Below are 12,188 nucleotides of genomic sequence, written 5' to 3' on the forward strand. Positions count from 1 at the left end.
ATCCGGGTAGTGGCATACTTTGCCAACAGTTTATTAAAATTATTGATGAGTGCTTAGCCATGCTGCCAACAGTGGGAAATGATCGGTAACGGCCTGTGGGTGAGTCAGAATATTAATGTGATCATAATCTAGGGCATTACCATTTTTCTTTGACAGTAAATGAAACTTAGCCTGATGATTATGTGACTCGGCAATAAAAGCTTTTACATCTTGCTCATGCCCTAATACTTTATCTTTTACACCGGTAAAATGCCAAGACGGCGGCCATACTATATTTTTAGCGGCCTTGTTATAATCAAAACCATCATGGGGATCGATCCAAGCACCTTTTTTAACCCAAGCAACACTGTCTGCAAGCGATTTTTTTGTTTCATTATCTGAGCCTATGCCATACCTTTTTGCATCTAAAAAACCATGCTTATTTGCTAGCTTTAGAGCAAAGTTATTCCAAAATAAATTCACTTTTAAAAACTTCTCTACACTTTTTACCGATACCGACCTTTTTGTTCCAAAACAGGTTTTAGTTAATACTTGTGATAAACGTTCTGGATAACGAGCTAAACAACTCGCCATTAAAACACCGCCCCATGAATGCGCAACAACATGCATAGCTTTATTGGTTTTTTTAGCGATGTAATCTAAAAGCATTGGAATATCTTGGGTAATTGCTTCAAATTGACCAAAGTCAGAATTGGCATTGATTATTGGTATACTTTGTCCGCGACCACGAAGGTCAGCAACATACACATCAAAGCCCTGTTCAGCTAAATAGCAGGCTAAACCTTTACCTTTCTTAGTGTAAAAAATATAACCATTCTCTATCGCTCCGTGAATCATTAATACCGGCGTACCCGCTGGGTTTTTGGAGATATGACGAAGGTGTAATTGGTGATTTTCACCTTGAATATATAACGACTGTTGCTTCATTGCTTACTTATAGCCTCTATAATTATTGACCGCAATCAAAGGTCTGACCACTTAACATTAACATACTCGTTAAATAAAATATCAACAAGGCGCTTAGTAATACCCGCAAGAGGATAAATAGAGGATAGGCTAGGGATATTTAAGTTATTTCGCTATATAACCAACAGCATCAGCATCAGCATCAGCATGATTCAACCAACCTTGGCCATATTATATATGCCAATATAACAGTACTAATTGTTACATTAATGCCACACCAATCGTAACGTTAATGTTACAACATTTATTGTTACATTAATGTACAGCACTAATTATTACATAACGGTACACTCAGCTTTGGTTATCTTGTGCAAGGAATTAGCATTGATGATTAATACACTTTTACCTTGTCTGTTTTGACCTTCCCAAATATTCACCTATATATCTACGCCTCGTATTTTACTTTACGATACGCCTAAAACTCTACAGCCCTCTATTAAATGGACTTATAGAATCATGAAATTAAAAATCAAACTATTAATCACCTTTTTAGCTATTGCACTAACACCTATGCTCTTAGTCGGGGCAATATCAACTTATGTCGCTAGTAATACCATTGAAAAGCAAGCGTTTTCACAATTGGTTGCCGTTAGAGAAATTAAAAAATCACAAATAGAAGCTTATTTCGCTGAACGAAAAGGCGATATCGAAGTGCTTAGTGCCACTATTCAAAAGGTATTAGACTTCAGTTCCAAAAATGCATTGAACACTTCGGCACATAACAACCATCAATACTTTGAAACCTTTATTAATGCCTATGGCTATTACGATTTTTTCATCATTGATGATAGCGGTGGGATTTTTTATACCGTAACAAAAGAAGCTGATTACCAAACTAATTTACTGGCTGGCCAATACCAAAATTCTGGTTTAGGTGAGTTATTCAGGCGAGTGCAAGACAAACATACCTATGGCATATCTGACTTTAGTCGTTATGCACCTAGCAACGACGACCCCGCGGGCTTCATCGCCTTACCCATCACCACAAACACCGGTGTATCGGTTGTGATTGCTTTACAATTATCGATTGAAAAAATAAATGCAGTAATGCAAGAACGTGCCGGAATGGGCGACACGGGCGAAAGTTACCTTGTTGGTAGTGATTTATTAATGCGTTCAGACTCTTTTCTTGACCCAATAGGCCATTCAGTAACAGCTTCTTTTGCAGGTAACGTGAAAAACAATGGCGTAGACACCCAAGCGGCTAATTTGGCCATTCAGGGTAAGACCGGGCAAAAAATAATTACTGACTATAATGGTAATCCCGTTTTATCGGCATACACGGCCATTGAACTTGATGGTATACGTTGGGGCTTATTATCTGAAATAGATGTTGCTGAAGCTTTTCAGCCAATACAGACTCTTTATTGGAATATATTAACGATTATCTTATTTTTTGTTGTGGTGATAGTTGCGGTAGCTCTGTCAATTACCAAATCAATTATAACGCCATTAGGTGGTGAGCCAAGTGAAATGAAAAGCATCTCGGAGACTATAGCTAAAGGGGATTTAACGGTAAGTTTTGATACTGATCGTGAAATGCAGGGGGTTTATGGGGCAATGAAACACATGACTAATCATCTTTTAGCCGTGGTCAGCGAAATTATTGACAACAGTAATAGCTTAGCAAGCTCAGCGGAAGAAACTAGCGCATTAAGTTTACAATCTTCGACAAGCTTAGCACAACAACAATCAAGCATTGAACAAGTTGCCACAGCAGTAGAAGAAATGACAACGAGTATTAATGAAGTCGCAATAAGTGCGACCAACGCCGCTACTTCAGCGCAATTGGCACAAAATTCTTCCAATGAAGCAAATAATAAACTGACACAAACGATTCGTGACCTAGGAGAATTAGATAGCGAAATTAGTTGTGCTAGTACAGTGATTCAAACCTTAGAAACTGATTCACATGAGATTGGCTCCGTGCTCGAAGTGATACGAGGTATTGCAGATCAAACAAACTTGCTGGCACTTAATGCTGCCATTGAAGCGGCAAGAGCCGGTGAGCAAGGACGAGGTTTCGCCGTTGTTGCCGATGAAGTAAGAACATTAGCTTCAAAAACTCAAGAATCGACTAAAAACATAGAAAACATGATTGGAAAACTGCAAAGTGCCTCAAATGATGCTGTAAAAGCCATGAAAACGAGTAGATTGGTATGTTAGAAGACATTATCTAATGCCAACACAACTGCTGAAATGATCCATATAATGAATGTAGAAATAGGGAGTATTACGCAAATGACAGAGTTGATCGCAGCAGCAGTTGAAGAGCAGTCTTGTGTTTCTAATGAGATAGCACAAAACATAACGACAATCAGTGACGTTGCTTATGAAAACTCAGCGGCGGCTTCACAGGTATCAACGGCAGGGCAAGATATTAGTGTCATTGCATCTAAATTAAATCAACTAACACAACAATTTACCGTGGCTTAGTTTTATTGGTAAGTTTGCTACGATTTACGTGACTACAAAGGGAGTAATAAAAATCTCTGGCAATAATGGTCAGTGTTTTTATTACTCTTCACCTTTTGCTATGTAAGGGTGGATGAAGGAATAATTTTGGTGCTCATAGCAAAAATTTTAACCCTGTACCTGGCTGCTAACATTATGAATTTTTTCGCTTACGCCTTAGATAAATCGAAAGCCAAACCAGGGACATGGCGAACGCCAGAAATCACCTTACATTTACTCGCTTTGATCGGTGGTTGGCCAGGCGCTGCCATCAGCCAACAGTTGCTCAGGCATAAATCTAAAAAAGTAGCATTCAGGGCAGTCTTTTGGCTGACGGTAATGGCCAACAGCACCCGCATGAATTAATACTCGCAGCCCTGCTTGCATTTGACCTACATCGACTAAACATTGCCAAGCGATAATACTCGCTAATTTAAATGAATAACAACACCTGTACCATTAACACTATCGTGTAACAGTTAACTGGATACACCTAGGCGACGAGCCAATAATTTCAAATGATTTATAATGTTAAAGAGTGTGGCTCTATATTAAGTGATACTGTTGAAAGTTATCGGTAATATACCCTGAGAGAATGTTGATTCATCGATGCCCTATCTACTATTATATATAATTCCAATACTAAACTCGTCGCGTCATGAAATTAAAACTAGGAAATTGCTTTGAAAGCTCCTAACATCCCACTCGATGAAACAGAACGACTCAAAACTCTTCGTTCACTGAATGTACTCGATACATTACCTGAAGAACGTTTCGAGCGACTGACTCGCATGGCAAAGCGAATGTTTGGGGTTCCGATCGCGCTAGTTAGCCTAATTGATGAGGACCGACAATGGTTTAAGTCCAACATTGGTATAAACGCTAGCGAAACACCTCGCGAAATTTCATTTTGCGGCCATGCAATACTTGGCAACTCAGTCTTTATCGTGCCAGATACCCGTGAAGATCCTCGCTTTTCAGATAATCCCTTGGTTTTGAACGATCCAAAAATCTGTTTTTATGCGGGTTGTCCACTCGAAGTGAATGGTTACAGGTTAGGAACACTGTGTATTCTTGATCAGGTTCCAAGAAACTTTGACGAGGAAGATATCGAATTGCTAAAAGATCTCGCGTCAATGGTGGAGCGTGAACTTACAGCAATTCAAATGGCGACCATGGATGAGCTGACTGATATATCAAACCGAAGGGGCTTTATGCTGCTGGCTAAACAGAGTTTGAATCTTTGTATTCGACAAGAACTTCCAGCGGTACTGGTTTTTCTTGATTTAGACAAATTTAAGCCCATTAACGATACCTTTGGACATGCTGAAGGCGATTCGGTATTAATTACTTTTGCCGATCTCATGAAAAAAACCTTTAGAAATTCAGATGTCTTTGCTCGATTAGGCGGCGATGAATTTGCCGTATTACTCAGCAGTACTTCAAGAAAACAAGCAGAAGTTGTCATTGATAAATTCTGTCATTCACTACAAAAGTATAATCAAGCGGTAAAGCGAGGCTACGACGTTGAGTATTCCTATGGCATAGTGGAATTCAATCAAAATAAACACGAATCTATTGAAGCGCTACTAGCAGATGGCGACTCGCTTATGTATGAAGCAAAGAAATCAAAAAGATGATATATAGCCATGTTACTTAAACCGCCTGCCCACACGCATAATCGCTAGCCCAACAAAATTTGAAGTTATAACCGCCAAGCCAACCCGTTACATCGATGCATATTCAATTATTGGTTCATACGTTAACGTCTTCCCTTCATGATTTCTTTACCAGATACATATTTCAGGCCCAGGTATCTGTATAGATAAGCAGTCAAGTCGCTAAATAAAAGTTACCGATCACTTATCCATGTATAACGGCAAAATATTGCGGGTAAATGTTTGCTTCAATACAACGGTAGATTCAATACTGGCAATAAATTTAAGGCTACCAAGGGATTTTTTAACGAAACTTTCATAACTTAGCAAGTCTGTCGCCACAATTTTAAGGATATAGTCATGAGCACCCGTTACAATTGAGCATTCCATCACTTGATCCAGTTCAGCAACGGCTTGCTCAAATAGTTCCGCATAAATATCTGAGTTTTCAGTTAAACGAACAGATGCATAAACCAATACATTCAGCCCAACGGCCTGAGAGTTCAGCTGTGCGCCATATCCGGTGATCACACCTGTTTGTTCTAATTTTCGGATCCGCCTTAAACAGGGTGTATCCGACAAGTTAATTTTATCTGCTAACTCTGATATCGCGATACGCCCTTTACGTTGCAAAATGGCTAAAATACTCAAATCTTTTTTATCTAAATCAGCTTTCATCTTAATTTTAGTTAATCTCAATATTATATGATGTATTTATATCGTAATTCACTAAAACAAGCCAAATTTAAAGCGTTATTTATCGAAATAAGATTTTTAAACCATGTTATCTTTTAACTAATAGACATACACAAAAAAGACTTAATCGTGACTCCAAATACCCATGCTTTTGATCATTGGATCAGAACCCGTTTTGTTGAAATCAACTCATGCCTTGAAGAGATCTACTGGCAACAAGAAGACAAAGCCAATGTTGAAGGTGTCGGCGAAAATGAAAAAAAACAACTCGAATCAGAAGGCACTGAATTAATAACCGCATTACTTGCTGAAGGTAATACGGATGAGGGCTTTGATAATGCATTCGACTTATTAGGTAACGTAGGTTTATTTATGGCAGCATGTCGTCGCCATGAAATTACCGAGCCAAGCCGTGAAAAAACCTCTCCTCTCACCCAAGCGTCGGCATTAGCCATGCATATAGGCGCCTCTATAGGTGTGACACCGCGTTTTGCAACGGCGCATTTAACCACGCATAATAAATCTGTAAATGGTTTATATAAACGTTTTACCGATTTACCCTGTGAAAAACTCTTTGTTGATTATAATACTAAATCGATTTTAGCCTATAAACGTGCCTCTGATGCCTTGCTGAAAATTCAACCTTTAGGGATTTCACATGCCATCACAGCTGATTTATTACGGGTTGCTAAAGTTGCATTGCAAGATGTGATTGAGTCAAATTCAGCATTATTTGAAAAACTTGATGCAGATGAGTTTTTCTACCAGGTACGCCCCTATTACAAACCTTATCGCGTAGGTTCACAAGTTTATCGTGGCGCTAATGCCGGTGACTTTGCCGGGATCAATGTCATCGATATGTTATTAGGTTTATGTTTTGCAAATGAGCCTTCTTATTCGCAAATGTTGGTTGATAAATTTCTTTATATGATGCCTGAAGATCAAAGTATTTTACGCGATTGCATGCGCATGACCAGTATCATGGATGATTTTTTAGCGGCTTCGAAATACAAAGATCAGTCTTGGTATCAAGATAATTTAAAACTATTTTTAGCGGTATGTGAGTCTCACGGTGAAACAGCCATTCAACACCATAACCAGTTAGTGAGCAAGTATATAGCAGTGCCATCCACCAGCATGGCACAACAACACATGAGCAAAATCACGGCCAGCGGGCCGCCATTACATGCATTGCTTGACGCACTGGAAAAATTACGAGATCGCCGTGCCGCAGCACAAAGAACAGATATGCGTACCCGTTATGACGATATTAAATTATTAAAAACAACTCTGAAATAACTTAAGTCAAAGTGGAAAATTAAATGCCTAAAAATGATTTCAGACTCAGTGGCACAAACTACTTATTAAACCACTCTGTTGGCCGCCCTTTAAAAACAGCCCAAACGGCTTTTGCCGAGTCTTTTTTTGCCCCCTGGCAAGATAGCGGGATAGAGCCTTGGGGTGACTGGCTAAACATTATCGATGATTTTCGCAGTGCCTTAGGTAAAATGTTTAATGCCTCTAAACATGAGTTTTGCCCGCAAGTTAACCTGTCAAGTGCACTCACTAAAATAGTGATGTCACTAGCGCAATTACAACAGACTAAACCCGTGGTTTTATTAAGCGAAAACGACTTCCCGAGTATTGGCTTTGCATTACAAAAAGCGTTACCCGAGCATTACCAGTTAAAATTTATCCCTAAAGAGCAAGACATTACCGATATCAATGTATGGCAGGCTTATCTCACACAGGATGTAGACTTAGCCTTTATCAGTCATGCCTATTCCAATACCGGTGAGATAGCCCCCCTGGATGAAATTTTAAAACTTACAAAAAAATGTAATATATTAAGCATTTTAGATATTGCACAATCGGCAGGCATAGTCCCACTAGATCTACAAAAACAATGCCCTGACTTCATGATTGGTTCAAGCGTAAAATGGTTATGTGGTGGCCCAGGAGCCGCCTATTTATGGGTAAATCCTGACAAAATTCAGACTTGTCAGCCAAAAGATGTTGGCTGGTTTTCTCATGAAAACCCATTTGAGTTTGATATTCATCACTTTCGTTATCATGATACCGCGCTCAAGTTTTGGGGTGGCACACCTTCGATAGCTCCCTATAGCATTGCAGCCCATAGTATTGAATATTTTTCAGCTCTGGGTTCGCAGGCAATGCGCCAGCATAACCAAAGTTTAATCGAACTGGTTGCCGCGCAGTTTGATAAAGAATTTGTATCTCCCAGAGAAAAAAGTAAGCGCAGTGGTACCTTGATCTTAAATTTTGGCGATAAACAGACTAAAGTCATGACTGCACTAAAAAATGCCAATATCAGTGTCGATGCTCGGAGTTCAGGCATGCGAATTTCACCGCATATTTATAATGATATTGAAGATATAGAGCAGTTGATAGCTGTCATTAAATCAGCATCATGAATGTATAAATAAACCGGAGTATAGGAAGAATAAATGCTTTTTTTCCTGAAATCTAAAGTATGTAGTCAATCTCATTTGATGATTGATAATCTCAAACATTATGCGTAATCACATTTCATTGTAAAATAACTGTTAAATTTATCTCATGTAGTGACTAATGTCTCCTTTTTATGATTCCTCTACATTTGCGGATCGTCATAAAAATGAAAATTCTTGTTCAATAATTGTATGAGCTTTAGCCAAATTGGGATAAATTTTATTGAAGGTTTTTCGTCAAAAGTCGTGAGGAATTTCAAAAGAATTCACAAGTCGCAAGAAAATAATAGCAAGTAAGTGCTAAGGCGACATTAGCATTAAGTTTTTTGCGATATCTTTACTAATGACTTACTTCCTTTAAAACACAAAAAATTAGCTGAATCATCATAACTCTGATCTATTACCGGGTTACACCGATACAACGCAATTTCGACCGTTGTCTTTTGCTTGATATACGGCCTCGTCAGCCCGAGCAAAGAGATCATTAAAGTCTTTATCCTGCTGGTTAAATTGAGCAAGGCCAAAACTAGCCGTTACCGTCAAGCCTTTTGGTTTTAATTGTTCTAAGGTTTTTCGCAGCACTTCTGTTTTCTCAATTGCCTGAGTCAAAGGACAGTGATCGTATAAGATAATGAACTCTTCACCACCAAAGCGAGCAACAATGTCGTTATTACGTACATTATCAGAGAGTAGCGCGGCAACTTCCGTGAGCACCATATCCCCCATAGCATGGCCATGCTCGTCATTGAACGACTTAAAGAAGTCGATATCAATAACCACCATACAAAGATCTATATCGTGTCTTTTTGCAGCACTAATTTTTTTAGATGCGCTATCTAAAAGGTAGTGACGATTATAAAGGCCGGTGAGTTGGTCGGTCATAGCCAGCTCTTCTAAACGTTGGCGCTGTACTTCCAGTTGTTTAAATAGGTGCTGGTTCAAGATTAAGTTATCGACTCGGGCCAATAGTTCTTCGGTCATTATCGGCTTCGGCACATAGTCATTAACGCCAGCTTGAAATAGCGCTAACTTTCGAGATATATCGTCAAAACTACTCATGGCCAAGATAGAAATAGGAAAAGGAATGTTATGCTTTTTTTCCCTATCTCGAATATGACGTACTACAGCTGTACCATTGATTTTTCCAGCAAGAATGATATCAGTCATCACTAGGTCAAAATCTTGTTCGTCATAGAGCTTGATGGCCTCTTCACCTGTAGTGATATGACTGACTTCATAGCCATGTTCGTTTAGTACTGAAATAGTTGGTTGGGCGATGCTCATTGAATCTTCGACATACAGTATTCTTCCAACATAAAGAAAATTATTTCTAGTGGCTTTACTCAGACTATCGACATAGTCTGAGAAGGCAGAAATATCTTTTTTACTAAAAATCTCAGTGATCCCTAATGCCATAAATGACTCAGGTTCTTGTTCATCTGTTGCTGATAGCATTACGATAGGTGTGGATTTAGTCGATAGGTTTCCACGTAATTCCGAGCAAAAACTGCGACAATCACGGGTCTCCAACGTTCTAGCCACACAAATAAGCTGGTAATTATTTTGTTTGATTAAGGACAGCGCTTCTTTTTCACAACTTACACTGTCGGTGAAAATACCATGACTTTCAAGCGTCATTTTGATGACCATGCGGGCGAGGTTGGAGGGGTCAACTACAAGTGCTTTCATACATTAAACTTGTTAAAGATAGTTACTAAATAACAATAGCCTATTGCCCTTCAAACGCGAATTGTTCAATATCAAAATAAAAAATAAGACAGCACAAATGGGTTAATAACAGTTCACCGCTAATGACTTCTTGGTGCGCATTGCGGAAGTGATTAGCAGTTACATTAAAACTTCCGCTGTTGGCTTGATAGCTGTCATTAGAGGTTCGATTTATAAGGCTAACTACTGCCACTGAGCCGATCTTGTTAAGGGCAGGTATATGATCCGAAAGAAGACACCAGGCTGTTCCCATAAAGTTGATCACTTAATTCGAGGACGGCTTTTTAGTGTCTGAAACAGCCCTAAAAGTACCAGCTACAGTTATTTGTCTTCACTTAATCGAATCATATTTAGTTGTTTGTAAAGTCGTGTCAGAAATTGTCGTTGACATTAAACCCTTGAAATAGGTATCATTTTTGGAATCGTCGATTTCAGAACGTTTACTAAAATTTTTAAGGCACTTGTAAGTGTCTATGAGTAAATGTTTAATAGAGCAACATATGTAAAGGGATTTTTATGTTAAAACAAATAACCTCGATTTTATTGATAACGTGCTTGGCAGCTTGCAATGATGACAACAGTAATCCAAAGTTTGATTTAATAGAGAAAAACCAAGCAATTTGGAACGAAAATAATCTTTTGGATTATGAGTTCCATGTCACAAAATATTCACCTAATTGCCCAAATGACGATAATGCCTACGATGGTACAATTGTGGTTGAAAACGGTGTCGTTTCTACTGTATATGACTCCAATCATTTGTTTACTCATGAGGTTTCTTCTTGGCCTACCATTTATGACATATTTACTGAACTGATGGCAGATATCCAAAATGAACCTGAAATATTTTCCAAGAGCCATGTAGAGCAAAGCCTTCCCCCTCAATTCAATGCTGAATATGGTTTTCCTTCTGAGTATTTTATCGATAAAACAAATCAGACTTGTGATGAAACACTATTTAAGATTAGTAAATTTGCTGTTTTTAATTATGAAGTCGGTAATATGCGTGAAACTTTAGTGCCTTTGTTTGGTGAATTAGATCCGGATGCACCTCGTTCCCTGATTATTTTTAACGACAATGTAAATACAATTTCAGAAGTTCAAAGGTTGAGTGAGTATTACGATTTAGAAATATTAGAAATTTTTGAAGCTTCAGGCGCTTTTCTTATAGAAACAACTGTTGATAAAATTGAGTTACTACGACATGAGTTGACTATAAACTTCATAGAAGGAATACCTCCTGAAGACCAAGGTGTGGTCTGTACTGACATTATACAATCTGGACTGTGGTTTGAATTATTTGATAAAGAAACAGGGGAGCGACTTCATTGTGATGCCACAATCACAATTGAAGATGGCGATTATATAAAAGAGCTCGTTGATTGTAAGGGCGGGTCTAGTTCGGCAGGGAATGGTGATTTTATAATTGGTGTTGGGGCCGCTCCTGAAAGAGGTGGTATTTACAATATCACTATTGAAAAAGAAGGCTACCAAAATTGGTATCAGTCAAATGTTGAAGTATCTGAAGGCATTTGTCATGTCAACCAAGTTCAAATACAAGCGTACTTAGAGAAATAGATTTTAAAATATCTCAAAAATTAGACTGGCAGGAACGAGTTGAACTCACAGCTTACAGTGGACGCGGTAAGCAACTTCTAGCGTTGAAACTAAAGCTGTAACCACCGAGCGTCCGCTTTAAGGTCATATACCTGTTCTTAGTAATATTTTTACTTTAGTCGGCTATGTGGCAAAAATGATCGTTTCAACACCATAAGCTAATGACTGCTCTTGGCAACAAATTGGTCGTTAGGTGGGGTGGTTTTCACTGGTAAATTAAGACCGCTTCACGCCCTGAGTCATTCGTCAACGGTTTCCAAGACTAATAATGGCGATTTTCTATCTCTGAGTGACTTCAAATATTTAGATTCACTATAGGGTGTTCTCGACTTCCAGCAGCGAAATAAAATACGTATCCATTTAAATGATAAAGCTCTCACCGCTGACTGATGTGAATTGCCTTTCTGACGCTGTTGTGCGTAGTACAACCCAGCCCAATATGATGAGTAGACAGTTTTAGCTGACCATTCTATGAACGATTGCCTTAAGAATTTAGAGCATTGCCAACGCCAGTGTACCCATGATTTTTGACCACTCCTCTGAGTCACCGGTGCAATTCCTGCGTACATTTGCACTTCAGATGCATGTTTAAATCTAT

Annotated in this window: 11 protein-coding genes; 7 read left to right on the plus strand and 4 right to left on the minus strand. The window is 38.7% G+C overall.

Annotation, left to right across the window (positions count from 1 at the left end; translation table 11 throughout):
* Positions 1–39: 39 nt before the first annotated feature.
* Complete coding sequence (locus F580_RS0119075; protein WP_019029352.1) at positions 40–927, minus strand: alpha/beta fold hydrolase; 888 nt, start codon at positions 925–927, stop codon at positions 40–42.
* Positions 928–1,422: 495 nt separating this feature from the next.
* On the opposite strand from F580_RS0119075, the gene F580_RS25025 reads away from it, so the two are divergent.
* From F580_RS25025 to F580_RS0119090, 4 genes are all read left to right on the plus strand, one after another.
* Positions 1,423–3,132 (plus strand): methyl-accepting chemotaxis protein, encoded by a 1,710-nt coding sequence (locus F580_RS25025; RefSeq protein WP_019029353.1) that lies wholly within the window; start codon positions 1,423–1,425, stop codon positions 3,130–3,132.
* 75 nt (positions 3,133–3,207) lie between these two features.
* Positions 3,208–3,402, plus strand: a complete 195-nt coding sequence (locus tag F580_RS25695; RefSeq protein ID WP_019029354.1) for a hypothetical protein — start codon at positions 3,208–3,210, stop codon at positions 3,400–3,402.
* Between the two features lie 129 nt (positions 3,403–3,531).
* Positions 3,532–3,786, plus strand: coding sequence for a DUF1294 domain-containing protein (locus tag F580_RS0119085; RefSeq protein WP_019029355.1), 255 nt, complete (start codon positions 3,532–3,534; stop codon positions 3,784–3,786).
* A gap of 317 nt (positions 3,787–4,103) precedes the next feature.
* The gene (locus tag F580_RS0119090) at positions 4,104–5,060 is read left to right on the plus strand and encodes a sensor domain-containing diguanylate cyclase (protein ID WP_019029356.1); all 957 of its coding nucleotides are present in this window, start codon (positions 4,104–4,106) and stop codon (positions 5,058–5,060) included.
* Positions 5,061–5,279: 219 nt separating this feature from the next.
* Here F580_RS0119090 and F580_RS0119095 read toward each other — a convergent pair whose 3' ends face one another.
* Positions 5,280–5,756, minus strand: coding sequence for an Lrp/AsnC family transcriptional regulator (locus F580_RS0119095; RefSeq protein WP_019029357.1), 477 nt, complete (start codon positions 5,754–5,756; stop codon positions 5,280–5,282).
* Positions 5,757–5,903: 147 nt separating this feature from the next.
* Here F580_RS0119095 and F580_RS0119100 point away from each other — a divergent pair, with 147 nt between their 5' ends.
* Together F580_RS0119100 and F580_RS0119105 are read left to right on the plus strand one after the other, a co-directional pair.
* A complete protein-coding gene (locus tag F580_RS0119100) occupies positions 5,904–7,073 on the plus strand; it encodes a PrnB family protein (protein ID WP_019029358.1) in 1,170 nt (389 codons plus the stop codon).
* Between the two features lie 23 nt (positions 7,074–7,096).
* Positions 7,097–8,209 carry an aminotransferase class V-fold PLP-dependent enzyme gene (locus tag F580_RS0119105; RefSeq protein WP_019029359.1) on the plus strand — a complete coding sequence of 371 codons (1,113 nt, stop codon included), beginning with the start codon at positions 7,097–7,099 and terminating at the stop codon, positions 8,207–8,209.
* A gap of 444 nt (positions 8,210–8,653) precedes the next feature.
* On the opposite strand, the gene F580_RS0119110 is transcribed toward F580_RS0119105, so the two are convergent.
* The gene (locus tag F580_RS0119110; RefSeq protein WP_019029360.1) at positions 8,654–9,934 is read right to left on the minus strand and encodes a response regulator; all 1,281 of its coding nucleotides are present in this window, start codon (positions 9,932–9,934) and stop codon (positions 8,654–8,656) included.
* A 555-nt stretch (positions 9,935–10,489) separates the two neighbouring features.
* Between F580_RS0119110 and F580_RS25700 the strand changes: the two genes are divergently transcribed.
* Positions 10,490–11,551, plus strand: coding sequence for a DUF6174 domain-containing protein (locus F580_RS25700; protein WP_019029362.1), 1,062 nt, complete (start codon positions 10,490–10,492; stop codon positions 11,549–11,551).
* 278 nt (positions 11,552–11,829) lie between these two features.
* Here the strand turns inward: F580_RS25700 and F580_RS26110 are convergent.
* Positions 11,830–12,188: transposase (locus tag F580_RS26110; RefSeq protein ID WP_157443176.1), on the minus strand; the 359-nt coding region annotated here is incomplete at its 5' end.

It is taken from the genome of Colwellia piezophila ATCC BAA-637 (genome assembly GCF_000378625.1).
GTDB lineage: Bacteria > Pseudomonadota > Gammaproteobacteria > Enterobacterales > Alteromonadaceae > Colwellia > Colwellia piezophila.

Bases quoted from the DNA above. Each gene is read 5' to 3' on its own strand.
- F580_RS25700 (WP_019029362.1), top strand. From the start codon at position 10,490: ATGTTAAAACAAATAACCTCGATTTTATTGATAACGTGCTTGGCAGCT.
- F580_RS0119075 (WP_019029352.1), bottom strand. From the start codon at position 927: ATGAAGCAACAGTCGTTATATATTCAAGGTGAAAATCACCAATTACAC.
- F580_RS25695 (WP_019029354.1), top strand. From the start codon at position 3,208: ATGACAGAGTTGATCGCAGCAGCAGTTGAAGAGCAGTCTTGTGTTTCT.
- F580_RS25025 (WP_019029353.1), top strand. From the start codon at position 1,423: ATGAAATTAAAAATCAAACTATTAATCACCTTTTTAGCTATTGCACTA.
- F580_RS0119105 (WP_019029359.1), top strand. From the start codon at position 7,097: ATGCCTAAAAATGATTTCAGACTCAGTGGCACAAACTACTTATTAAAC.
- F580_RS0119095 (WP_019029357.1), bottom strand. From the start codon at position 5,756: ATGAAAGCTGATTTAGATAAAAAAGATTTGAGTATTTTAGCCATTTTG.
- F580_RS0119110 (WP_019029360.1), bottom strand. From the start codon at position 9,934: ATGAAAGCACTTGTAGTTGACCCCTCCAACCTCGCCCGCATGGTCATC.